Origin of the sequence: Flavobacterium cyanobacteriorum (assembly GCF_002251835.1) — a bacterium.
GTDB classification, from domain to species: domain Bacteria; phylum Bacteroidota; class Bacteroidia; order Flavobacteriales; family Flavobacteriaceae; genus Flavobacterium; species Flavobacterium cyanobacteriorum.
On the sequence record NZ_NOXV01000264.1, the window covers coordinates 1 to 24,323 of the forward strand.

At 42.8% G+C, this 24,323-nt stretch carries 19 protein-coding genes and 1 rRNA gene; 9 read left to right on the forward strand and 11 right to left on the reverse strand.

From position 1 onward, the window contains the following. The first annotated feature begins 208 nt into the window (after window positions 1-208). Window positions 209-865, forward strand: coding sequence for a T9SS type A sorting domain-containing protein (locus tag CHU92_RS09040; RefSeq protein ID WP_094414788.1), 657 nt, complete (start codon window positions 209-211; stop codon window positions 863-865). 138 nt (window positions 866-1,003) lie between these two features. Here CHU92_RS09040 and CHU92_RS09045 read toward each other — a convergent pair whose 3' ends face one another. The 4 genes from CHU92_RS09045 to CHU92_RS09055 all read right to left on the reverse strand — a co-directional run bounded on the left by CHU92_RS09045 (window position 1,004) and on the right by CHU92_RS09055 (window position 6,963). Next, window positions 1,004-4,258, reverse strand: a complete 3,255-nt coding sequence (locus tag CHU92_RS09045) for a T9SS type B sorting domain-containing protein (protein WP_094414790.1) — start codon at window positions 4,256-4,258, stop codon at window positions 1,004-1,006. A 128-nt stretch (window positions 4,259-4,386) separates the two neighbouring features. Continuing rightward, window positions 4,387-4,495: ribosomal RNA gene (rrf, locus tag CHU92_RS16285) — 5S ribosomal RNA — on the reverse strand. A gap of 54 nt (window positions 4,496-4,549) precedes the next feature. Next, window positions 4,550-5,032 carry a VOC family protein gene (locus CHU92_RS09050; RefSeq protein WP_094414792.1) on the reverse strand — a complete coding sequence of 161 codons (483 nt, stop codon included), beginning with the start codon at window positions 5,030-5,032 and terminating at the stop codon, window positions 4,550-4,552. 20 nt (window positions 5,033-5,052) lie between these two features. After that, entirely contained in the window at window positions 5,053-6,963 is a 1,911-nt protein-coding gene (locus CHU92_RS09055) for an ABC-F family ATP-binding cassette domain-containing protein (RefSeq protein WP_094414794.1), read from the reverse strand. Window positions 6,964-7,013: 50 nt separating this feature from the next. Between CHU92_RS09055 and CHU92_RS09060 the strand changes: the two genes are divergently transcribed. Further along, on the forward strand, window positions 7,014-7,397 hold the full coding sequence (locus tag CHU92_RS09060) for a DUF983 domain-containing protein (RefSeq protein ID WP_094414796.1): 384 nt from the start codon (window positions 7,014-7,016) through the stop codon (window positions 7,395-7,397). On the opposite strand, the gene CHU92_RS09065 is transcribed toward CHU92_RS09060, so the two are convergent. The 7 genes from CHU92_RS09065 to topA form a co-directional block, all read right to left on the reverse strand. Continuing rightward, a complete protein-coding gene (locus tag CHU92_RS09065; RefSeq protein WP_094414797.1) occupies window positions 7,394-8,434 on the reverse strand; it encodes an NAD(P)/FAD-dependent oxidoreductase in 1,041 nt (346 codons plus the stop codon). The genes CHU92_RS09060 and CHU92_RS09065 overlap by 4 nt on opposite strands. 60 nt (window positions 8,435-8,494) lie before the next feature. After that, window positions 8,495-9,406, reverse strand: a complete 912-nt coding sequence (porN, locus tag CHU92_RS09070; protein ID WP_094414799.1) for a type IX secretion system ring subunit PorN/GldN — start codon at window positions 9,404-9,406, stop codon at window positions 8,495-8,497. Between the two features lie 39 nt (window positions 9,407-9,445). Then, complete coding sequence (gene porM / locus CHU92_RS09075) at window positions 9,446-10,984, reverse strand: type IX secretion system motor protein PorM/GldM (RefSeq protein WP_094414801.1); 1,539 nt, start codon at window positions 10,982-10,984, stop codon at window positions 9,446-9,448. A 37-nt stretch (window positions 10,985-11,021) separates the two neighbouring features. Continuing rightward, entirely contained in the window at window positions 11,022-11,654 is a 633-nt protein-coding gene (porL, locus tag CHU92_RS09080; RefSeq protein ID WP_094414803.1) for a type IX secretion system motor protein PorL/GldL, read from the reverse strand. Between the two features lie 69 nt (window positions 11,655-11,723). Continuing rightward, window positions 11,724-13,100 (reverse strand): T9SS ring complex lipoprotein PorK/GldK, encoded by a 1,377-nt coding sequence (porK, locus tag CHU92_RS09085; protein ID WP_094414804.1) that lies wholly within the window; start codon window positions 13,098-13,100, stop codon window positions 11,724-11,726. Between the two features lie 151 nt (window positions 13,101-13,251). Then, window positions 13,252-14,403 carry a formimidoylglutamase gene (locus tag CHU92_RS09090; RefSeq protein ID WP_094414806.1) on the reverse strand — a complete coding sequence of 384 codons (1,152 nt, stop codon included), beginning with the start codon at window positions 14,401-14,403 and terminating at the stop codon, window positions 13,252-13,254. 3 nt (window positions 14,404-14,406) lie between these two features. Continuing rightward, entirely contained in the window at window positions 14,407-16,917 is a 2,511-nt protein-coding gene (topA, locus tag CHU92_RS09095) for a type I DNA topoisomerase (RefSeq protein WP_094414808.1), read from the reverse strand. Between the two features lie 571 nt (window positions 16,918-17,488). Here topA and miaB point away from each other — a divergent pair. The 7 genes from miaB to groL all read left to right on the forward strand — a co-directional run bounded on the left by miaB (window position 17,489) and on the right by groL (window position 24,258). Next, window positions 17,489-18,997 carry a tRNA (N6-isopentenyl adenosine(37)-C2)-methylthiotransferase MiaB gene (gene miaB / locus CHU92_RS09100; protein ID WP_094414810.1) on the forward strand — a complete coding sequence of 503 codons (1,509 nt, stop codon included), beginning with the start codon at window positions 17,489-17,491 and terminating at the stop codon, window positions 18,995-18,997. A 40-nt stretch (window positions 18,998-19,037) separates the two neighbouring features. Then, on the forward strand, window positions 19,038-20,309 hold the full coding sequence (locus tag CHU92_RS09105) for a sigma-54 interaction domain-containing protein (RefSeq protein WP_094414812.1): 1,272 nt from the start codon (window positions 19,038-19,040) through the stop codon (window positions 20,307-20,309). A 7-nt stretch (window positions 20,310-20,316) separates the two neighbouring features. Next, on the forward strand, window positions 20,317-20,820 hold the full coding sequence (lptE, locus tag CHU92_RS09110) for an LPS assembly lipoprotein LptE (protein ID WP_394335743.1): 504 nt from the start codon (window positions 20,317-20,319) through the stop codon (window positions 20,818-20,820). A 48-nt stretch (window positions 20,821-20,868) separates the two neighbouring features. Further along, complete coding sequence (locus tag CHU92_RS09115; RefSeq protein ID WP_094414816.1) at window positions 20,869-21,783, forward strand: tetratricopeptide repeat protein; 915 nt, start codon at window positions 20,869-20,871, stop codon at window positions 21,781-21,783. 3 nt (window positions 21,784-21,786) lie between these two features. Beyond that, a complete protein-coding gene (gene secG / locus CHU92_RS09120) occupies window positions 21,787-22,170 on the forward strand; it encodes a preprotein translocase subunit SecG (RefSeq protein ID WP_094414818.1) in 384 nt (127 codons plus the stop codon). Between the two features lie 143 nt (window positions 22,171-22,313). Further along, window positions 22,314-22,589 (forward strand): co-chaperone GroES, encoded by a 276-nt coding sequence (locus CHU92_RS09125; protein ID WP_094414829.1) that lies wholly within the window; start codon window positions 22,314-22,316, stop codon window positions 22,587-22,589. 34 nt (window positions 22,590-22,623) lie between these two features. Next, complete coding sequence (gene groL, locus CHU92_RS09130) at window positions 22,624-24,258, forward strand: chaperonin GroEL (protein ID WP_094414820.1); 1,635 nt, start codon at window positions 22,624-22,626, stop codon at window positions 24,256-24,258. Window positions 24,259-24,323 lie beyond the last annotated feature (65 nt).

Sequence of the window (24,323 nt, forward strand, 5' to 3'; positions counted from 1 at the left end):
GTTAAAAACTAACCATTCTTTTTTTTATTGTTTAGGACGCTATTGAATGAAAATATAGGTTTTATTTCATCCGGTAACCGGATCTACAGGACGACTGATTCAGGGCAAACCTTCCAGCAAGTTTATTTTGCCACAGCCGGGCTGGCAGATTTACCGGTTTTGTTTTATCAATAATCAGGTAGGATTTGCTTTATGCACTAATAGGGTTTTGAAAACTACAGATGGCGGAACTACATGGGAAGTTATTCCTATAACGATGGGAACTACACCTAATTTCATGAAATTTATATCTGATCAGGTGGGCTATTTTACAACCATCACAAATGGGAGAATATTCAGGACTACAGACGGAGGAAACACCTGGAATCTTGTACACCAAGAGAACAACACGGCATTAACAACTATAAGTATAGTAAATAACAATCTGTTTATAGGCGGTTATTCTGACACAAGCACCACATGCAACACGTTCTTTAAAAAATCAACCGATGGAATTTCGTGGAGCAAAGAATGCTATTATTTTCCATTCCCTGAACCGTCAGGCATATACTCAGCTTATTTTCTATCAGAAACGAAAGCTTTTTGGGGTGTAAATGGTGGGCTGCTTAGGTATGAAGCAACTGCTAACACGGAAGAATACCAAAAAGTAAACATACAGCTATACCCTAATCCCGTAAAGGATTTAGTACAAGTGAAAATCGGTGAAAATGGAGAGTATTACAATTTTCAGCTTTATGATATAAATGGACGCTTTATTAAAAACGGTAATTCGGCCGTTCCCACAAATTTGGAAGGAATGGCAGCAGGGCTATATATACTGAAAATCCCGGAGTTAAATATTGTTTATAAAATTTTAAAAGAATAAGAGGGCAGCCGCCCTTTATTCTTTTTTAGAAATTTCACTGCATGAGCGGTATGTAGGCTAAATTTTAAACCAAAACCTGCTTATAATCTAAAATAGTTACATAGTCTGAGCCCAAACGCAAAAACAGTAGTAGAAATATTACCGCAATAAGGAGAAATGGCCTTTGTGTATCTTACCATCGGCCCTTTCAACGACAAACCAATAATCGGTAGCCGGTAGCCTGCTCCCATTTAACGTGCCGTCCCAGCCTGGATCCGTACCGTTGAATCCCGTAATTAGTTTGCCAAAACGGTCAAATATAAAGACTTTCATCGCAGGTTCCAGCGAAGAATATTTAATTCGCCAGCGGTCGTTGGTACCATCTGCATTAGGGGTAAAAAATTTAGGATAGTTTAGCAGCCAGACTTCTTTTGCCGTAATTCCGCAACCATTAAGATCTTTCACATATACTGTATATATACCTGTCTCAAGCCCGGCAAAATTATTACTCTGTTGATAGTTTATCCCATCAATAGAATAGACGTAATTACCAATACCTTCGGCGTATATAGTTATATTGTTTTGATTTGTAGTCCAGTCATATGTCTCAACATCTATGATTGTGGCCCTTGAAGAAGTTCCGACATTTACCTCAATTGAGGCAGAGCATGTAATCCCCTGGTAGAGGTTTGAAGCTGTCAGTATGTAATCTCCAGGCTGGCTAACCACAATTGTTTGTCCTGTTGCGCCATTAGACCACTCATAAAGATCAAAGCCGGGTTGTGCCGATATGGTTACGATTCCTGATTCACAAATATAATATTGTGTGTCCATTTCAATATCGGGTATTCGGTTTACAATAAGTCTAAAAGAAACAACCACATGGCATAATGGAATAAAGTTATGTATCACCCGTGCATAAATGACCTGGCCATTTGATGTGTTTGCGTAATCAACAGGAAGGGGATTGGTTCCGTTATCAGCATCTGCCTGTGTTGTATGATAAGTTACTGTATACAATGAAGGGCTTTGGCCATCCAAAATCAATGTATTTTGGCTACCGAGGTTAAAGATATAACCTGTAAAAACCGAAGTATCAGTACATATTACCATATCAAGTGGGCGTGTAGCGTCCACAAGTGACGGCAACTGGCTGATATCAATAATGCTGGGCTCCCTGTTACCACACGCATCTTCTACTTCAAATTCATATATGGCAGATTCCAGTTGCTGAAATATATTATTATTCCCATTTTCAACAATAAAGGTGGCGCCGTTTTTCTTTTTAATCCTGTAAACATAGGGCTGGAGGCCATTTTCTGCTTCTATGTAAATATCATTGGGACGATTATCACATGATAATGTATAGGCGTTAACTATCTGCAAATCCATACTATAATTAAATTCCCCCAGGATGATAATACATTTTTTTATTTCGCTCCCGTTGTTATAGCTCTCAAAACTTTTTAAAATCCGGAACTTACCATCGAAGGTAAGATTAAATACCGTTTGAAAATTTATAAGTGCCATGCCGGTTGTAGCATCCGGGACAGTGCCTTCGGTATATACCACCCCAGTTTCTGGATGGCTCCACTCTCCTGTTACCGGATTCTTCTTCTGTAACCAGTACGTAGCATTGTCCGGAGCAGCGTCATCGTCCATCGTAATAAAAAATGACCCGCAATTCGGCACAAAATCATAGGGTTCAGCATCCGGCTGGTACCCTGTAACTGTAATATCTACGCTTCGTTGTATCCCACATACATCAGTACCGCTAAACCGGTATTCACCTTCCGGGAGGCCGCTCATGTAAAATATACCGGTTGTTGTATTTATATTAACTGATACATCGACAGGGAAAGTGCCAAACGCAGCAGGCGCCTGTATAATGTCTATATCGGTTAAATTACCGTTAAGGCTCCTTATCCTCACTGAACCGTTACCGGGTGTGCAGTCTGCTTTAGTACGGGATGTAAATCCTCTTTCTACAAAAAGGGGGACTTCAACAGGCACTTCATAAATAGCGCCACAATTGTCAATAAGCTGAATAGTATAAAGCCCTACGGGGACATTATTAAGCACAAGGCGCCCAGAAGTAATGAACCCCGAAACGTCATGGGGAGGAGCAGGCGCATAGTTATCGGGCGCTGATAGTACTACAGCGGTAACAACAGACCTGTCAGGTACTGAAGCAGTAATTCTTCCCAATACTGAAAAACACCCGTTGTTTTGCCCACTTATCTCAGGGATAGGATTGTTATATTCAATAGTGACAACAACGCTGTCTGTACGCCCGCAGGCGTCTGTAATCTGGATATTATACGTACCTTCAGGAATGGGCAGGTTTGCCCTGCCATAATCAATCTGGCTGGTATTGAAAGGGCCGGGATGCTGCGTGTTGAATTCTGCAGGATTAAAATCAGGAGGCGCACTCATGAATGTAACCGTAACAGGGGCAGTATGCCCGGATAATAAAAGTGACAGGTATTTTTTACCACATGGTACAGGTATTGGTTCAAAACCAATGCTTATAGATGAATTATCTATTGTACCTGAACTTTCAACAACAGTATTGCATCCATCTGTTATACTTATACTGTAGGTGTAAGGTGTATTGGGAAAAATCTGGAACATTTGTGACAGTTCTAGCCCTGAGGCCGGGCCCGACGGTATGTTTCGGTTAATTATAAGTGGCGGCACCCCACCCGGCAGATTTATTGTATATTGGATAAAAAGTGGATAACTTATCCCTGCCCCCCCCGAAACAGCAACTGTATTGACTACATTAATAAAGTTGCAGTCACCCGAAGATGTTTGTGAAAATGAAGGGTCAGAAATCGACAGTACGGCTTCATTTAATACCAATTGGTAGGTTGTAACCACGCCTACACCACATTCATTAAAAACCCTGAAGTTATAAGTACCGGCAGGTAAATTTGTAAATATATTTGAGGTTTGCAAGGGCCTTGTAACCGGCCCTGAGATAATTTCATAACCTACACCTGTCCCCTGTGTAACTGTTATCGTTAACTGCACACCCTGGGCACAACCCAGATTTGAAACTGTAAATGAATATTCCAGAGGATTATCAATATTAAGTATGACAATATCCTGTTCCCTTGTATTTGAATTTCCTTGTAGGGTTTGTATTACTCTTATTTTATAATTCCCAGAGGTAAGATTGATAAACTGCCCTGTACTGTTAGCTGAAACCGGGGTAGTAAGATTAGGATATTTGTAAATGATGTATTGCAATGTTGCCAAAGGCGTTGTATTTTGCGCTGTGACAGTAACTGTCCCATTACCTATACAGGTTTCATCTGTTTTTACTACAGTGATTGAAAAATCAGCAGGCTGCGTATAAGATATGGATGTGCAGCATAGTAAAATCAATAACAATTTTATCCCCTTCATCTAAATATATTTTCCGTAGCAATCTCAAAACAAATTTATACTTTTTTTAACAAAAACTTGTCGTTCAGAAAAAAAAACTGCTGCCAAAACAAAAAACCCTTCACTGTTGTAGTGAAGGGTTTTCTAAAGGAAGGCGATGACATACTCTCCCACAATTGCTGCAGTACCATCTGCGCTGGCGGGCTTAACTTCTCTGTTCGGAATGGGAAGAGGTGAGCCCNTATCGGGGCTATCTCAGAAAGGCAGTACACGCCAGTTAGCTAACCCTAAAATGCTAAAAATTTCATACTCCTAATCTACTGCCTGGTGCAGTGCGATCCTGTTGCCTTCCGTGTCCTGGAATTCAGCTACATAACCTAAATCACCGTTTGAGGTTTTTGGATACAAAACCTTTGCGCCATTTTGTAATGCCGCATTCAGGGTAGCATCAATATCCTGAGTAGCAAAATATACTAAAATTCCTTTAGTAGTTGGCTTATAAATATCACCTTTGGCTAATGCACCTGATATTCCTGTTTTCTGCTTTGAAAAAGGGAACAGTGCCATTGTATTGCCATCAATAACTTCATCTTCAAAAGTGAAACCAAAAACAGCTGCATAAAATTGCTTTGCCCTCTTTATATCGGTTACCGGTATTTCAAAATAGATTACTGGATTGGTATTTTCCAAAGTATTATTATGTTTTAATATATCTCTTTTTATTTCTTTTTCATTACCGCATGAAATAAGCAAAACTACAGTAACCGGGAGTATGAGGGTCCAAATATTCTTCATCTTAATTTAGATACCTATTATTAAATTGCTTTTTCAATCTCTTCCTGCACCAATTCCCACTCCGCCAGCAGTGCATCAAGCTCCTGCTTTTTCTTTTCATATGCCGTAAAAAATGAAGCGTCTGCCATCAGTTTTTCATAATCTGTAGCAAGGCGCTTATCATCATGCTGTATATCATTTTCAAGCTGCTGTATCTGGCTCTCAATCTTACTGAGCTTATTCTGCAGCGCCTTGTTCTTTTTCTGGTCTTCATAAGATACCGGCGCTTTTACCTGTTTTGGCGCTTCCTTCACTACATCACGTTTTTCAACCTCCCGCATGTTCTGGAGGTTACGCTGCTCCAGGTAAAAATTGATATCGCCCAGGTACTCCCTTATCTTCTGGTCCTTGAACTCATATACTATGTTACTCATACCTTGCAGGAAATCCCTGTCGTGCGATACCAGCAGCAGTGTGCCTTCAAACTTTTGCAGGGCAGCTTTTAGCACATTCTTAGACTTGATATCAAGGTGGTTGGTAGGTTCGTCCATCACAAGTACATTAATTGGCTGCAGTAGCAGCTTACATAGTGCCAGGCGGTTTCGTTCACCTCCCGATAGTACTTTTACCTTTTTCTCTACATCATCACCCCTGAAAAGGAATGCCCCGAGCATATCGCGCACTTTTGATCGGTTAGTGTCGTTTGCGGCATTTTCCATGGTTTCAAGCAGGGTTATTTCCCCATCAAGATATTCCGCCTGGTTTTGGGCAAAATAGCCTAACTGCACATTATGCCCCAGCTTTATATGGCCTTCATAATCAATATCTTTCACTATGGCTTTTATGAGGGTAGATTTACCTTGTCCGTTCTGGCCGACAAAAGCAATCTTACTGCCCCGTTCTACTAACAGGCTTATGTCTTTCAGTATCGTTTTTTCGCCATATTTCTTGGTTACATGCTCCGCTTCCACCACCACACGCCCCGGTGTCACCGAAACAGGAAACGATATATTCATAACTGAATTATCATCTTCATCTACCTCAATCCTTTCCACCTTATCGAGCTTTTTTATGAGCGACTGCGCCATGGAAGCTTTAGAAGCCTTTGCCCTGAACTTTTCAATCAACTTTTCGGTTCGCTCTATCTCTTTTGCCTGGTTTTTTTGGGTTGCCAGCTGTTTTTCACGTATCTCTTCCCTAAGCACAAGATACTCGGTATAAGGCTTATTGAAATCATAAGCCTTACCTAATGAAATTTCAATGGTGCGGTTAGTAACATTGTCCAGGAACATTTTGTCGTGTGATACAATCACCACTACACCCGGATAGTTGCGCAGGAACTGCTCCAGCCAGATGATACTTTCAATATCAAGGTGGTTAGTAGGCTCATCCAGGAGTAGTACATCGTTTGACTGTAGCAGGAGCTTGGCCAGCTCAATACGCATGCGCCACCCACCCGAAAAAGTATCGGTAAGCTTATCAAAATCCTCCCGCCTGAAACCCAGCCCCAGCAGTATCTTTTCTGTGTCGCCCACATAGTTATAGCCTCCCAGTATTTCGTAGTGATGGGTATAATCGCTAAGGTCTTCTATCAGCTTAGAATACTCCTCGCTTTCATAATCGGTACGGGTAGCCAGCTGGTGGTTTATCTCTTCTATTTTGCCTTCGGCACGTTTTATTTCATCAAAAGCCTGGTAGGCTTCATCAAGCACGGTGCGTCCCTTTACAAAATCAATATCCTGCTTCAGGAAACCTATTTTTATCTCTTTCTCCGAGGCTATAGTGCCCGAGTCAGGCTGAAGCTCGCCGGATAATATCTTCAGCATGGTTGACTTTCCGGCACCATTCTTTCCTACAAGGCCGACCCTGTCACCCGCTCCAAGACGGAAAGTTACTTCCTCAAACAAATAGGTGCCGCCAAACGACACTGATAAATTATGAATATTTAGCATTTCAGTTCTATGTATTGTTGTAAATTTGGCTGTACCAAAAAACTATGCAAATGTTAAAAAAAGGTTCTAAATTATATAGCATTTTAACAGGAACTTGCCCCCGGTGCAATGAAGAAAGCATGTACATATATAAAAACCCGTACATACTTACTAAAGTTTTTACTATGCATGACACCTGCAGCCACTGCGGATTAAGATACAAAATAGAACCTTCCTTTTTTTTTGGTGCTATGTATGTAAGTTATGGGGTAGGCATTGCCTTTGCATTCGCAGCCTTCGTGATTTCATTCTTTTTATTGAACAGCAGCCTTATCACCGCTTTTATAGCCATAGTGGTTACACTGGTTGCTTTTATGCCTGTTATAATGCGCCTGTCCAGGAATATATGGATTAATTTTTTCATCAGTTATGACAGCAAACTCGGAAAAAGCTAAACCATAAACCGCGAAAGATTAACTGACGGGTCAGGCTCAATGCCATGCTCAATAAAATCAAAAAGCTGTTTTGCCATAGGCGGGCCAAGCATGACACCCCTTGTCCCCAGGCCATTCAGCAGGTGTACCCTTTTGTGCTTTGGGTGTGTGCCTATCAGCGCTTTACGGTCCTTTGTGGTAGGGCGTATACCGGCATAGTGGGCCATTACTTCATAATCACAGGTTATAAGCCCGTTAAGTTTTTGAAGAAGTTCTGCTTTTGCAGCCGCTGTGGGTACTGATGTTTTATCGGTCCATTCATAGGTCGCACCTACCTTGTAAAGGTCATTGCCAACAGGCAAAATAAATACACCGGCATTAACAATAGCATCTAGCTTAAGTAGTGGAGCCCTGACTAAAAGCAATTCTCCTTTGGTACCTGCCAGCGGCAAATTACTGAAAAAAGGATTGGCATGTATGCCAAAACCTTCGGCAAAAACGATGTTCTTTGCCATAATTCCTTTGTAAAGTATATAACTATCATGTATTTCAAGGGAATTGTAATCAAAAGATTCGTGTATCAGCAAATTATTTTTCTTCAAAAAGGCTTTATAATTATCAACTAATAGTGCCGTATCAGCATAACCTGTATGCAGCACTTCGCCAAAACCGAATGGGGAAGGCAGGTAATCATAATGCTTAAGGATGATTTTTGTTGAAAGAAAAGCGGATAAGCCTGGTTTATCTGTGGCAGCAAACCAGTCGTTTTGTTCTTCAACAGATGCAAACTTTCGGTATAAGGGTATTTTGTGGTCAAAAGTAACCTTAAGCCTCTGCTCAATTTCGGCATAAAACGGCTTGATATAATCCATATGTGCCGCGGCACCGGATGGCATGCTAAGCCTTTTTACAATTACCGGATTATATATACCTGCTGCAACAATACTGGAATTTTGAGAAGTGTCTGTAAAAACCGTAAAGGTTTTATTGTGTTTTAAGGCCGTTTCGGCAAAACTGATACCGGCAAGGCCACAACCTATAATTAAATAATCTTTCATATCAAATAAAAAAACTCTTACTTTTTACGGTAAGAGTTTCTATGGTTTAAGATATACGTTTTAATAATTCCACATATCCTGCTCAAAGTTACGGATCTTATCTTTAACACGCTCCGATTCTAAAAGCTGCATCTGGGCATTATCTTTCATGTATTCTTCAATAAGCCTGTCGCCATATACATTCTCTTCCCTGATAATATTGCCGCTAAAACGCCTTGAATTAAGCAGGTGATCAAAGGTAATGGCCATGGCAGAGTTTTCTGCATTAAAGGCTTTGACTTTGTGCAGTACATCACGCGCAGCCGGGAAATATATCCAAAAAATACGGATATAATCCTTCTCTTCCTTATCCATTGTATAAACATCCGGAACAATTGGAGCAATACCCAGCATCCTGTACTTAAGTTCGCCCTGGCGCTTGTCAAAGTACCAGTAACCAAGCACTTCATAACCACTTACATCTATTGCCTTAATTTCAGTTTTATTGATATATTCTTGAGATATTTTCTTTCTACCAGACCTATATGCTTTAAGGTCAGAGTTCATTTGCTCTTTACCGGCATCAGTAGTATCAATTTTTGAAAGTGAAGCGTCAATATCTTTCAGGCTCTTTTTGGTTGTAAAGTAACTGTCATCATAAACTTCAGTTATTTTACCCTCACGTATAGCACTCGTTAACACATCATAAAGCGGCTTCCTGTCCGGGCCAAGATTATCTTCCACTGGAAAATACATGGGAAAATTGATCCTCTGGTTCAGGTCGATAACTTCCCATACTTTCCTGCCCAGTAAAATATCCCTGTCACCCACATACCCGTAGGGCAGTGGTTTGTCATTATCTAAAGAATCCTGGGCGGCGGTTTTTTTCCCAATTTCGCCGGGAGTTTTAGCATTTAGCAGGTTTGACTGTGCAAAAGCAGCTGAAGAAACCAGGCTAAAGAAAACCATAAATGAAAAAATCCTCCTACTCATTGTCTATACTTTTTGTAAGTTAACGAACTTTTAATTGAATTATTGTACTTCAAAAGTACAAGGAGAAACTCGTTTAGCAAGTTGGTCAATACCAACAAAGTTAGCTTTAATATTATCTATTACAACAACATCTCCCCTATTGGCTTTTTGAATAGCTGATTTAGCCCTGGCATCCATTCTGTTACCCTGAACCACAATAGTGGGCTGGCCGGGAACTTTGATAGTAAACTGAGTAACGTTAACAGTTACAGGAAAATCAAAGTCTTCCATTTCTGCTGTAATTGAACATACTTCCAAATTGGATTTTGAACCTTTGGCAGCCACCTCGCCCCTGATTTTTCCTGTAGGAGCTGGAAGCCCTTTAATACGGAATGCTTTTTTATCAGAAACCGGTTTTCCATCAGGAAGTGTAGCGGTTACGTTAATAATTACTTCAGTACCGTCTCCGGGACTTAATATATATTGACCGGGCTTGCCGGCAGGACGCATACCGGGGGCGGAAGCTTTCACTTTATCCGCGGACACACCTGCAAAAGATACTGATATAGGATTAGGTACGCCACGATATACTACATTCATCTTATCAGCAGAAATTGTAGCTGAGTTAGGCCTGGGTACAACAACATAATTACCTGTAAACTCTAAAGGAATATTTTTACCGTCTTCAAGAAAGTTAAATTTACCTTTGATAGTTTGTTCGCCGACAGCACCGGCAGTCATATCAATTATAGCCTGACCCGTAGCAGGATCAATTTTACCAGGACCTTGGAAAGAAGTTGGTTTGGTATTTTCATCATAACGTCCAAGTACAACTTTACCGGTCACTTTTTCCCCTTGGAAATAAGCATTTTTATCTAAAACTACAATAGCTTTATATTTGTTAAGCGAAGTTGCTTCAATCGCTGCCTTACCTAAAGCAAGGTTATAAACATTGGCTTCCATTACTTTTACATTATTTTGCATAGCAGAAAGCTTTGTCAGGGAAGCAATAGCAGGGAAACCTTTGTAATGATAGTCAAGATATTTTTTGGTAACACCCTCACCGTCTTTAACATCAGCAGTATTAAATTTACTATCCAATTCTTTGATAATAGCAATATATTTAACATCTTTACCAATAGCAGCTTTCATCTCAGATTTATATCTTTCTATGGTAGCTACGATTTCCTTACCCTTTTTAGAATAACCGTCTCCTTCAAACCATCCTTCATCAATTTTATCTCCTTTATCCATTGACTCATAAGGAAGCTTGCCATTCTCTTCTTTTTTAATATCCTTAGTAATATCTCCTTTCAGCTTCTCAAGATATACATAAAATTCATTGGAAATGCCTTTTATTTTATCAGACAAAGCTTTCGCAGAGGCAAATGATTGATTTTCCGCAGCTTTAGCGGCTAGAGCCTCATAAAGAGCCTCATTATTTTTAGATGCTTCAACGTTAGAAGACTCAAATTGTTCATTCATGAGGCCGAAAGCGGATAGTACTTCTTTCGACATGTTTAGTGCCAACATTGCGATGAAAACCAGATACATCAGGTTAATCATCTTTTGCCTAGGGGTTAATTTTCCTCCTGCCATTTCTAATTAGTTCTCTGTTTTTTTATATTAATACTAATTAGCCTCTATTACCCATTGCAGAAAGCATACCGCCATATACATTGTTAAGAGAAGCGATGTTTTGGGTCATCACAGCCATTTGCTCTTTCAGCCTCGCAGCATTTTCAGCTATTTCTTTGTTAGCTTCAGCATTGCGGGAAGCGCTTTCCAGCTGAACTTTGTACAGGCTATTTAGTGACTCCATCTGAGCGGCAGCCATAGACATTTCTTCACTGTATTTTTTCTGAGAAGCTATTGAATCCACGGTAGGAGATATACCTTTAGCAGCCGATTCAAAATTTCTTATGCTGTTGCCCAGGCTTGACATAAGCTCTCCGTCGATTTTTGCTTCTTTAAGAAGGTTATCCAGCTTTTGAGAAAGGAGGCCCTGTGCTTCTTTCGGATCTTCTTTTTTGGCTTCTTTCTTCTTAGCGTCTCCACCAGCCAGTTCGGGGTATACCAATGACCAGTCAAGTTCTTTTTCAACCGGGTCAAAAGCTGATAAACCGAAGATAAGCGCTTCTGTAGATAAACCAACAATAAGCATTATACTTGCCCCAGGCCAGTGCATCAGTTTGAATAGTGCTCCGATGATTACAACTGCTGCCCCCATACCATAGGCGAAATTCATAACTTTTTTAGGTAGTGCCATAGTGAAAATAATTTTTAGTTTTTAGTTAAGTTAATTAAAAAAATATACAAATTTAAGTTGGTTTTGTGATTATAGTCCGCTTCCGTTTCCTGTTACCTGTGTACCCATGTAATCCTGAACAGTCCTGAAGCCGATGTAGCTCCTTGCCGAATCCTGGTATTCCCAGTCCCTGGTACTTACCTGAAGGAAGTAAGAGACATCTTTCCAAGAACCGCCACGTGTAACTTTCCTTTTGTTTTTGTTGTCAGAAACATTAGGATTCATTGTTGATACATACTCATACGAAGAGGCGTCATAGGATGACTCTGTCCATTCAGCCACGTTACCAGACATATTGTAAAGATTATATTCGTTAGGGTCATATGATTTTGCTTCTACAGTGTATAAAGCACCGTCAGCAGCATAGTCTCCCCTGTTCGGCTTAAAGTTAGCAAGGAAGCATCCCCTGTCATTCTTAGCATACGGGCCACCCCATGGATATGTTGCAGATTCCAGGCCACCCCTTGCAGCATATTCCCACTCAGCTTCGCTTGGCAGCCTGAAGGAATTCACCTGAGAACGGCCTTTCCTTTTCTGGTATGCGTTTTTGTTAAGTGTCCTCCAGGCACAGAAGGCTTTGGCCTGCATCCAGGTAACACCTACTACAGGATACTCTCCATAGGCCTCATGCCAGAAATAATCATTATGCATTGGTTCATTGTAAGAATAAGCAAAGTCTTTAATCCAAACCGTAGTGTCCGGATAAACCTCTACCTGTTCTTTCTTCATATACTTGCTCCTCTTAGTCCTGGTATTTTTAGACTTATCTTTCGCGGCGGCCTGTATATCCATCCACGCATAGCTAAATTTAAGTTTGGTAACATCAATAGTCCTCTGCCCATTGTATGACTCAGAAGCAGGCAGGTACATGGAATCCATTACCTCAACATAGTACTCATCAGGATACTTTTGAGGATCCGTGATTAATTTTGCTTTTCTGTTTATCTTCCGCCCTTCATAAGGATTATCCGCTACGCTGTAATACGTTTCGTACATGTATTTGTCGTATGCAGACTGGTTGGTGGTATCAGCATCCGCAAAAGCAAATTCGCCAATACCCCCATCACCCGGTTTCTTTTCGAATTCTTCCGCTAAAATAGCAAGCCTCGTCCTGATAGTAGAATCTTTGACCCACTCTACAAACTGGCGATACTCACTATTGGTTATCTCTGTCTCGTCCATATAAAAAGAACGCACAGTCACCGTTTTCGTGGGAGCGTCCTGGACATTCGCCAAATCCTCGTCGGCTTTACCCATAATGTAAGCGCCCCCCGGAATTAAAGACATACCATAAGGCTTTTCTGGCCTCCAATTTTTCCCTCTAACACCTACCAGCTCCCCCCGGTCACTGGAACCACAGCTAATTAAGAATGATAAAGTTGCTGTTAATGCAATGAGCTTCTTCATATAATTTGGGTTATTTATGTACTTCTATTTTTTAAAGGCGTAAACCTATTTATTTATTTTGAAAAAAACAATTATTTTAATAAAAAAACCTAAACAAAAAGCTAACACCTACCAAGATTGTGCAAATCATCGGTAAATTGTGACAATTTGTCTAAATTATATTTTTTCGCTGGGCCTTCCACCAGCGCTCCGGCAACTCATTATTACAAGCCCCCACATAATCTTCGTAAATGCACGGTAATAACGTATTTCTTTTTAATTTATTGTTAACATCTGACACAAAAGGTATCTCTATCCACCACCGCTCTGTTTTATCGCTTTTGTAAAACACCATTTCCCCTTCTTCCAAAGGCACTATATAACGTAGGTAATGCTCCCTGCTACCAAACGGATATTCATTGGAACGATAATGTATGCCTTCAATAAAATACCAAATAATCTGCGCTATCAGTACCGATTCCTGCTTTGTGTTATTATGGTTGAAAATACCAAAAGAGGTCACTTTATCACTTATACCCGCATAGCGTGCTAAAGTACAAATTTCTTTACCATTAAAACCATTTGGGATAAATTTAACTAAATTGCCTGAATCACTCGACTTAACTGACGCCATATCAACACTTACAAGGTCGGCATCGCGGAACACGGGCTCTGCAACCGCAGGGTTGGCACACACCTCGCCAAGGCGGTAAGCGTCAAAAAACAACTTTTCTATAAGGTCTATCTCCTCCTGTGGGTTATAATAGGTCTGGTAGCCGATATTGCTGTAATTAAAAAGATTATTAGGCTCCTCAACTATAATCCTTGTGAGGTAGGAACGCGCCGATAGGGTTTCATCTTCTTTACCGAAATCAAACCTGCTGTCTATTGCCGCCAGGTTAACCATCTGCTCAAGATTGTCATAAGCCCTGTACATGGCATAGGTAAGGTCCTGCGTACCCCCTATCACAACCGGAATCACCTTGTTTCGCACCAACTCCTCGACAATGCTTTTAAGGGCATAATACGTGTCCTGCAGGGATTCGCCCGCCGGAATGTTGCCCAGGTCAGCCATTTTTTTGTCCCAGTTGCCAGGAAAAAGCCCATAGAACTCCTTCCGTATATAATTAAGGTTTACATGGTCTTTTGCGCCTTCATCTCCCCTGTTGTCCGGCACACCAATGATGGCTATTGAAGCCGCTTCCATGTCCGGAAACTCATCATGTGTGTGGAACGCTGTTTTTTTGCCAAGCGATTGTGCCGAAAGGCTATTAATAAAATCGATCAGTTCCGGCTCTACAGGTTGTAAAAACTCAAATACCATATACTATTTCTTTTTCACGGCTGTTTTTTTAATACCGGCCTTAACTGCTGTTTTTTTGCCGGCAGCTTTCGCAGGCGCTTTGGCTTCAATCATCTGTTTCACCTGGTCAAGCGTAAGGTTAGCGGCATCAACATCTTTATTAAGTTCAATCTTGATTTTGCCTTTCAGTATTACGGAACGGCCCCATCGGGCTTTTTCCACACGTATGCCTTCGTCCTCCCAGTTATGTATCACTCTATCCTGGTCTTTCTGCAACTTGTCTTCTATCAGCTCTTCAATATCAGCCTGCGAGAGATTCTTAAAATTATATTTTTTGCTTACGTTGATAAACATGTTGTTCCACTTGATGAATGGCCCGAAACGCCCTACACCTTTCTGCACCGGCAGTTCTTCATAATAGCCGATAGGCGCATCTGCCTGCTCTTTTTCATCGATAAGCTGCTTTGCCCTTTCAAGGGTTACATCCAGCGGGTCTTCACCTTTAGGAAGCGAAATGAACATTTTGCCGAAGCGCACATATGGCCCGAAACGCCCATTGTTCACTTCCACCTCTTCGCCTTTATGAGTACCTAAGTTTTTAGGAAGCTGGAACAGGCCTAAAGCTTCATCCAGCGTAATAGTACCTATATTTTGTTCCGGCATCAGGCTGGCAAACTGCTTTTCTTCATCATCGGCATCACCAATCTGGGCCATAGGGCCAAATTTCCCCAGGCGTACACTTACCTGCTTCCCTGTTTTTGGGTCAGTCCCCAAAATACGCTCACCGGATTCACGCTCCGCATTTTTCTCCACATCTTTTACTACCGGATGGAAATGGCCGTAAAAGTCCTTCATCATTTTGGTCCAGTCTTCATTGCCAGAGGCTATCTCGTCAAAATCCTGCTCTACTTTAGCCGTAAAATTATAATCAAGTATCGATTCAAAATGGTTCACCAGGAAATCATTCACAATGATACCAATATCGGTTGGGATTAGCTTGCCTTTATCTGAACCTACATTTTCGGCAAGTTCCTGTTCGGAAACCAAAGCGCCCTTTAAGGTAAGTTGGCGGTATTTTCGCTCCTGCCCTTCAAAACTGCCTTTCTCCACATAATTCCTGTTGATGATGGTAGAGATGGTAGGCGCGTAGGTTGACGGGCGGCCAATACCCAGCTCCTCCAGTTTTTTTACCAGCGATGCCTCGGTGTATCGTGCCGGCGGCCTTGAAAACCTTTCCGTAGCGGTAATATAATTATTGCGAAGCTGCTCATTTACCCTTAGTGCCGGCAGCATGCCTTCCTGTTCGGTATCTTCATCGTCATTCCCTTCAAGGTAAACTTTCAGGAAACCTTCAAAAAGCAATACTTCCCCTGATGCGGCAAAAACCTCGTTATGGTTGTTGGCTACTATTTTTACATTGGTACGCTCCAGCTGCGCATCACTCATTTGCGATGCTACCGTACGTTTCCATATCAGGTCATACAGCCTTGCCTGGTCACGGTCAATATTTACGGTGTGCCTTGTCATGTCAGTTGGGCGAATGGCCTCGTGCGCCTCCTGTGCCCCTTTACTTTTGGTAGCATAGTTACGCGGGCGGCTGAATTCCTTACCATACGAGCGGATGATTTCTTCCTCGGCAGCGGCCATGGCCTCCTGCGAAAGGTTTACGCTGTCAGTCCTCATGTAAGTGATAAGCCCCGCCTCATACAGCCTTTGCGCCAGCATCATGGTAACCCCTACCGGGAAATACAATTTCCTGGCGGCCTCCTGCTGCAACGTTGACGTTGTAAAAGGTGCGGCAGGCGATTTTTTGGCCGGTTTGGTTTCAAGGTCTGACACCTTATATATAGAGCCAATATTTTTATTCAGGAAATCCTGGGCTTCTTCTTTTGTATTGAAATTTTTCGGAAGCCTTGCTTTAAATGACTTCCCTGCTTCGTTTACAAACTCGGCAGTAACAGTATAAGAAGCTTCTGCTTTGAAGTTCTGTATTTCGCGCTCGCGCTCCACGATAAGCCTTACGGATACTGACTGTACCCTTCCGGCAGAAAGGCCGGTCTTTACTTTTTTCCACAGTACGGGCGAAAGCTCATAACCCACAAGCCTGTCCAGCACACGGCGGGCCTGCTGCGCATTAACAAGGTTATAATCAATGCCCCTGGGGTTTTCTATTGCCTTTTGTATGGCTGATTTAGTAATCTCATGAAAAACGATACGCTTTGTTTTCTTCTGGTCCAGCTTCAGTTCTTCCGCCAGGTGCCACGCTATGGCCTCACCTTCGCGGTCCTCATCACTTGCCAGCCACACCGTTTCGGCAGATTTAGAGAGGTCCTTTAATTTTTTTACCAGCGCTTTTTTATCGGCAGAGACTTCATATTTAGGTTTAAAACCATTCGCGACATCCACACCTATTTCTTTGGAAGGCAGGTCGGCAATGTGCCCGTAACTGGACTCCACCCGGTAATCCTTCCCTAAAAACTTCTCAATGGTTTTTGCCTTTGCAGGCGACTCCACAATCACTAAATTCTTTGCCATTATACTTTTCTTTGTGTGGCAAAAGTATTGGTTTTTTTTAAATATTGGTTTTTAACACTTTTTAAAAAACATAATTTCCCAAAACATTAACCTTTCCATTATCTCCAACTGCCCCGGGTATCACAGGGTTCAGCACATATTTAAGGGACATAAAGCTACAGGTATAAAAACGTAGTATAATTATACGGAGCAGCCGGCTAAGCGCACTTTTGGCGGCTTCGCTTCCCGCTATCCGCTCTATCTCCCCGCCGCCATAAGCGCGGCGGCGGGGAGGATGCCGCTTCTATCGGGGCTAACTCAAAACAATAGTGCGTACCTGCCGGGAGCCGGAATGTAACCCCCTTCGGAAATCAGCCTAAATAGCTGTCATATTGTCACACCTTAAAATAAAATACTATCTTTGCAACTCTCAAAAAGTACTACAGGAGCGGNAACTCAAAACAATAGTGCGTACCTGCCGGGAGCCGGAATGTAACCCCCTTCGGAAATCAGCCTAAATAGCTGTCATATTGTCACACCTTAAAATAAAATACTATCTTTGCAACTCTCAAAAAGTACTACAGGAGCGGTAATGGAAAAGATAATTGAAGAAAACAAACAGGGACAAAGCCTTGTTTTAGAGCAAAAAGAAGGCAATAGCAAAAAACTTTTTATTGAAAGCTACGGCTGCCAGATGAATTTTTCTGACAGTGAAATTGTAGCATCCATACTCTCAGGCCAGGGCTACAACACCACACAAAATATTGAAGAGGCCGACCTGGTGCTGGTAAACACCTGTTCCATCCGTGACAAGGCCGAGCAGACAGTGCGCAAAAGGCTGGAACAATATAACAGTATAAAAAAGATAAACCCGGGCATGAAGGTGGGTGTGCTTGGCTGCATGGCCGAACGCCTTAAAAGCCAGTTCCTGGAGGAGGAAAAAATTGTGGACCTGGTTGTAGGCCCTGATGCTTATAAAGACATACCTAACCTGCTAAAGGAGGTTGAAGAAGGCCGCGAAGCTATTAATGTTATCCTTTCCAAAGAAGAAACGTATGGCGATATTGCCCCGGTACGCCTTAACAGTAACGGCGTTACCGCGTTTGTATCGATTACCCGCGGGTGCGACAACATGTGTACCTTCTGCGTAGTGCCGTTTACCCGTGGCCGCGAACGCAGCCGCGACCCCCAAAGCATTATGGAAGAAATTGCCGACCTGTGGAACCGCGGCTTTAAGGAAGTGACGCTGCTGGGACAGAACGTGGACAGCTACCTGTGGTATGGCGGCGGGCTCAAAAAAGATTTTGAAAAGGCATCAGAAATGCAGAAAGCCACAGCAGTTGATTTTGCACAGCTGCTTAATATGGTGGCTGCGGCTTTCCCTAAGATGCGTTTCCGCTTTAGTACCTCTAACCCGCAGGACATGCACCTGGAGGTTATTGAGGTAATGGCGAAACACCATAATATATGTAAATACATCCACCTTCCGGTACAAAGCGGAAGCACACGGATACTAAAGGCCATGAACCGCCAGCACACCCGTGAGGAATACATGGCGCTGGTTGACAATATATACAGGATTATACCCGATATTTCACTATCACAGGACATGATAGCCGGCTTCCCAACAGAAACCGAGGAAGACCACAGGGATACGCTGTCGCTCATGGAGCATTGCAAATACGATTTCGGGTTTATGTTTGCCTATTCTGAGCGTCCGGGTACCCTGGCAGCACGCAAGCTGGAGGATGATGTCCCGGCCGAAGTGAAGAACCGCAGGCTTACCGAGATCATCAGCCTGCAGCAGAAGATGGCCCTGGAGCGTACACAGCGTTTTGTAGGCCAGGTAGTGGAAGTACTTATTGAAAAAGAATCAAAAAGGTCGGCTGCACACTGGAGCGGGCGCAACTCGCAAAATACCACTGTGGTGTTCCCTAAAGGAACCTACAAGCCGGGCGATTTTGTAAACGTGCTGGTTAGCGACTGCACATCGGCAACATTAATAGGTGAAGCCGTTGGGTATAGCGAAATGCACAGCCCCCCAACCCCCGGAGGGGGAATTGGGGAAGTTGCCTCAAACCCGACAACAAATACAATCTAATTATAAAATCTTAATTCCCCCCTTTGGGGGTTAGGGGGCTATGGAAAGCGTACAAGCCATAAAACAACGGTTCGAGATTATAGGGAACGATCCTAAACTGAACCGCGCTATAGAAAAAGCCATACAGGTGGCGCCAACCGATATTTCCGTGCTGGTTACAGGGGAAAGCGGTGTGGGTAAGGAAAACATACCGCGTATTATACATGCGCTTTCGCACCGCAAGCACGGCAAATATATTGCCGTAAACTGCGGCGCCATACCCGAAGGCACTATTGACAGTGAACTTTTCGGGCATGAAAAAGGCGCTTTTACCGGAGCTACAAACACCCGCGAAGGTTATTTTGAAGTAGCCGATGGTGGTACTATTTTCCTGGATGAAGTAGGCGAACTGCCCCTTACTACCCAAGTACGCCTGTTGCGTGTGCTTGAAAATGGTGAGTTTATTAAAGTAGGATCAAGCCAGGTGCAAAAAACAAATGTGCGCATAGTGGCTGCTACCAACGTTAATATGTTTGAAGCCATTGAAAAAGGCAGGTTCAGGGAAGACCTGTATTACCGTTTAAGCACGGTTGAAATTGCGCTGCCGCCACTACGCGACAGAAAAGACGACGTGCACTTGCTGTTCAGGAAATTTTCATCTGATTTTGCACATAAATATAAAATGCCGCCTATAAAGCTGGAAGATGATGCCGTTAACCTGCTGACACAGTACCGCTGGAGCGGAAACATCCGCCAGTTGCGTAATGTGGCCGAGCAAATTTCAGTATTGGAGACCAACAGGAATATTTCAGCCGCTACGCTCAGGGGTTACCTGCCTGAAGCGGGCAGCAACCTGCCCGCCGTGATACCGGGCCAGAAGCAGGAAAGCGACTTCAGTACGGAAAGGGAGATACTATACAAGGTGCTGTTTGACATGCGGGCCGACCTGAACGACCTGAAAAAACTCACCCTTGAGCTTATGCAGAACGGTAACACAGGCAAAGTCCAGGAAAGCAACAAAGGGCTTATACAGAGAATATATGGCGACAGGGAGGACAACGAAAGGGTAATAAACGACCTGCCGCATATGGAGGTGTACACACCGCAAAAACAGGTAAGGCCGGAGCCTGTTGTGGAACACCATGAAGAAGAGGATAACTACCTTTTTGCCGAAACCGTAGAGGAAGAGGAAACACTGAGGCTGGACGAAAAAGAAATAGAACTGATAAAAAAAGCACTTGACCGCAACAAAGGAAAACGCAAGGCTGCCGCTGAAGAGCTCGGCATATCAGAAAGGACACTGTATCGCAAAATAAAACAGTTTGACCTGTAAAACCATGATAAAAAATATAAAATACATAGTAGCGCTTACCCTGCTGCTTACGCTGAGCGGCTGTAAAATTTATAATTTTACAGGTACGGGGCAGATAGATGCAAAAACATTTCAGGTAAACTATTTTATTAACAATGCCGAATTGGTTGAACCCGGTATTGACCTTACTTTTACGAGGAGGCTGCAGGACCTGATCCAAAACCAGACTAACCTTAGCCTTACCAACAGCGGCGGCGAACTGGTATATGAGGGCGAAATTGTAGATTACCGCATTGCGCCGATGACAGCCACCGCAGACCAGCGTGCCGCACAAAACAGGCTGAGCATTACGGTCCTGCTTCGTTTCAGTAACCGTAAGAAAGAAGATGACAGTTTTGAAAAAAGGTATAGTTTCTTTTATGACTTTAGCGGAAACCAGCTTCCCACCGGCGCAACACTGCGCGAAGGACTTGATGTAATATTTGAAAGGATAACCCAGGATATATTTAATGACACACTGGCAAAATGGTAGGTAGAATATCCATCATAATGTTGAACCCTGAACGCGAAAACATACACATTGAACACAAAAGATTTTACATACCTGCTTAATAAGCCTTACAGCCTTACTGACAGGCAGGCGCTGGAGCTTGAGGCTGTGCTTTCGGAATACCCGTATCTGCAGAGCGCACGCGCTATTCATTTAAAAGGGTTGTACAACCGCGACAGCTACCGGTATAACCCTGAGCTGAAAAAAGCAGCTGCCTATACTACAGACAGATCTGTGTTGTTTGATTTTATAACTACCGAACAATTCCAGGCTATTCAGAATGATTATGTAAAAAACCTCGAAAAAGCAACGGGCGAAATACTTATCCGCGACATCGAACAACTCAGGCCAGCTACAGAAGAAGTGAAGCCTCCGGTTAATAAGCTTGAAGAATCAATAAAGCTGAGCATTATGGCAACCGAACAGAAACCGGTAGAAGAACCCGAAGCCGATACTCTAAAGCCTGAATATACCCAGCCCGGAATAAAACAGGCACAGGAGAAACTGGAAATAGGAAAGCCACTTGAATTTAATAAAAACGAAAAACATTCTTTCCATGAATGGCTACAACTCTCTAAAGCAACGCCCGTAAAGCGTGATGAAGAGACGCACAATGAAATAGTAACGGAAAAACTACCCGGGCCGGACGTCCTGCAAAACGAAACAAGGAATAAAAAACTCGAAATGATAGACAAATTTATCGAAACCAATCCTAAAATTGTCCCTGTCAAAACCGCACCGTCGCCTCCGGTAAACATTGAGCGCAGCATACAGGATACCTCTTACCTTATGACTGAAACACTGGCGAGGGTTTACCTGGAGCAAAAAAAATACAGCAAAGCCATTCAGGCCTATGAAATTTTAATTTTGAAATATCCGGAAAAAAGTGTTTTCTTTGCAGACCGAATTTCAGAGATAAAACTTTTACAACAAAATAATAATTAAGGAATGAGCACATTTACAATTTTTTTGATACTGATAACGATTGTCAGTTTCCTCCTTATAATAGTGATTATGGTACAGAACCCCAAAGGAGGCGGCTTGTCATCTACCCTGGGCGGTTCCCAAATGATGGGAGGTGTACAAAAAACTACTGATTTCCTTGACAAAAGCACCTGGACACTGGCTACAATACTTATTGCACTTATATTGTTTTCCACATTAAGTTTTTCAAATAAAGGCGCTACAGAGGAAGAGCTTACAGAAGGAGCTACCGTACCGGCTGCCACACAGCCTGCGCCTGGTGCTGCAACAAAACCTGCAACTCCGGCACAACAGCCACAAGGCACACCTGCGCCTGCCACGGCACCGGCACCGGCACAACAGCCATAATTCTGACAGTACTACCAAACTATAACCAATGCCGGCACTGACATGCTGGCATTTTTGTTTTGTAAAATTTGTCAGTTTTAAGCATTGGCACAGTTTCTGAGAAAACAGAAGCGTTAACTTTAATAACAAAAAATTTAATACATATGGCTTTAAACGTTAAACCACTTTCAGACCGTGTTCTTATTGAGCCGGTCGCAGCAGAAACACAAACAGCTTCCGGAATTATCATTCCTGACACTGCTAAAGAAAAACCGCAAAAAGGTATTGTAGTAGCCGTAGGTAACGGCAAAAAAGACCACGACATGACCGTTAAGGTAGGCGATACTGTTTTGTACGGAAAATATGCAGGTACAGAATTAAAATTTGAAGGTAAGGATTACCTGATAATGAGGGAAGAAGAAATTTTTGCAATTATATAAAGCGTTTAATATTTAAAACATAATTTACAAACCAATGGCAAAAGAAATAAAATTTGATATCGAAGCACGCGACGGTTTAAAGCGTGGTGTTGATGCACTTGCTAATGCAGTAAAAGTAACCCTTGGCCCAAAAGGCCGTAATGTTATCATCAGCAAATCATTTGGCGGCCCTACCGTAACTAAAGACGGTGTATCAGTAGCTAAAGAAGTAGAACTTACCGACACACTGGAAAACATGGGTGCGCAGATGGTTAAAGAGGTTGCCTCTAAAACCAATGACCTTGCCGGTGACGGAACTACTACAGCAACCGTACTGGCACAGGCTATTGTAAAAGAAGGCCTTAAAAACGTAGCCGCCGGCGCTAACCCTATGGACCTTAAGCGTGGCATAGACAAAGCAGTTGAGGCTATAGTGGCCGACCTTGCCAAACAATCAAAAGAAGTAGGAAGCGCTACTGAAAAAATAAAGCAGGTAGCTTCAATCTCTGCCAATAACGATGAAACCATTGGCGAGCTTATTGCTACTGCATTCGGCAAAGTAGGCAAAGAAGGTGTTATTACTGTTGAAGAAGCAAAAGGTACCGACACTTATGTTGACGTTGTAGAAGGTATGCAGTTTGACAGGGGTTACCTTTCTCCTTACTTTGTAACAAATTCAGAAAAAATGGAGGCTGAACTTGACAGGCCTTACATTTTGCTATACGATAAAAAAGTATCTTCCATGAAAGAGCTGCTTCCTGTACTGGAGCCTGTGGCACAATCGGGCAAACCGCTGCTTATAATCGCGGAAGATGTTGACGGTGAAGCCCTTGCCACCCTTGTTGTGAACAAGCTTCGCGGCGCGCTGAAAATTGCAGCCGTTAAAGCCCCTGGCTTTGGCGACAGAAGAAAAGCGCTACTTGAAGATATTGCCATCCTTACAGGCGGTACCGTAATCGCTGAGGAAAGGGGTTATACACTTGAAAACGCAACTCTTGATATGCTTGGTACCTGCGAAAAGGTAACTATCGACAAGGATAATACTACTATTGTTAACGGTGCCGGCGATGCGGATAACATTAAAAACCGCGTAAACCAGATCAAGGCACAGATTGAATCTACCACATCTGATTATGACAGGGAAAAACTCCAGGAGCGCCTTGCCAAGCTGGCCGGCGGCGTAGCCGTACTCTATGTGGGTGCAGCATCGGAAGTGGAAATGAAAGAGAAGAAAGACCGTGTAGACGATGCCCTGCATGCTACAAGGGCTGCAGTTGAAGAAGGTATTGTAGCCGGTGGTGGCGTGGCGCTGTTAAGGGCCAAAGCGGTATTAGCCGATATAAAAGCTGAAAATGCAGATGAGGCTACCGGTATACAAATAGTATCACGTGCTGTTGAATCTCCGCTAAGGACCATTGTTGAAAACGCAGGCCTTGAAGGTTCAGTAGTAGTTGCTAAAGTAGCGGAAGGAAAAGGCGACTTTGGTTATAATGCCAAAACAGATGAGTACGTTGACATGCTTGCAGCCGGTATCATCGACCCTAAAAAGGTAACCCGTGTAGCCCTTGAAAATGCTGCCTCAGTGGCCGGAATGATACTTACTACCGAATGTGCACTGATTGACATCAAGGAAGAAAATGCCGGCGGCGGCGGGATGCCAATGGGCGGCGGAATGCCAGGAATGATGTAATTATCAGCAATCAGCAATACTTTAAAAGAAGCCGCCTCACACCGAGGCGGTTTTATTTTATAACC

Excerpts from the sequence above, each read along its gene's own strand:
- CHU92_RS09045 (WP_094414790.1), bottom strand. The coding sequence starts at position 4,258 with ATGAAGGGGATAAAATTGTTATTGATTTTACTATGCTGCACATCCATA.
- CHU92_RS09050 (WP_094414792.1), bottom strand. The coding sequence starts at position 5,032 with ATGAAGAATATTTGGACCCTCATACTCCCGGTTACTGTAGTTTTGCTT.
- CHU92_RS09055 (WP_094414794.1), bottom strand. The coding sequence starts at position 6,963 with ATGCTAAATATTCATAATTTATCAGTGTCGTTTGGCGGCACCTATTTG.
- CHU92_RS09060 (WP_094414796.1), top strand. The coding sequence starts at position 7,014 with ATGTTAAAAAAAGGTTCTAAATTATATAGCATTTTAACAGGAACTTGC.
- CHU92_RS09065 (WP_094414797.1), bottom strand. The coding sequence starts at position 8,434 with ATGAAAGATTATTTAATTATAGGTTGTGGCCTTGCCGGTATCAGTTTT.
- porN (WP_094414799.1), bottom strand. The coding sequence starts at position 9,406 with ATGAGTAGGAGGATTTTTTCATTTATGGTTTTCTTTAGCCTGGTTTCT.
- porM (WP_094414801.1), bottom strand. The coding sequence starts at position 10,984 with ATGGCAGGAGGAAAATTAACCCCTAGGCAAAAGATGATTAACCTGATG.
- porL (WP_094414803.1), bottom strand. The coding sequence starts at position 11,654 with ATGGCACTACCTAAAAAAGTTATGAATTTCGCCTATGGTATGGGGGCA.
- porK (WP_094414804.1), bottom strand. The coding sequence starts at position 13,100 with ATGAAGAAGCTCATTGCATTAACAGCAACTTTATCATTCTTAATTAGC.
- CHU92_RS09090 (WP_094414806.1), bottom strand. The coding sequence starts at position 14,403 with ATGGTATTTGAGTTTTTACAACCTGTAGAGCCGGAACTGATCGATTTT.
- topA (WP_094414808.1), bottom strand. The coding sequence starts at position 16,917 with ATGGCAAAGAATTTAGTGATTGTGGAGTCGCCTGCAAAGGCAAAAACC.
- miaB (WP_094414810.1), top strand. The coding sequence starts at position 17,489 with ATGGAAAAGATAATTGAAGAAAACAAACAGGGACAAAGCCTTGTTTTA.
- CHU92_RS09105 (WP_094414812.1), top strand. The coding sequence starts at position 19,038 with ATGGAAAGCGTACAAGCCATAAAACAACGGTTCGAGATTATAGGGAAC.
- secG (WP_094414818.1), top strand. The coding sequence starts at position 21,787 with ATGAGCACATTTACAATTTTTTTGATACTGATAACGATTGTCAGTTTC.
- CHU92_RS09125 (WP_094414829.1), top strand. The coding sequence starts at position 22,314 with ATGGCTTTAAACGTTAAACCACTTTCAGACCGTGTTCTTATTGAGCCG.
- groL (WP_094414820.1), top strand. The coding sequence starts at position 22,624 with ATGGCAAAAGAAATAAAATTTGATATCGAAGCACGCGACGGTTTAAAG.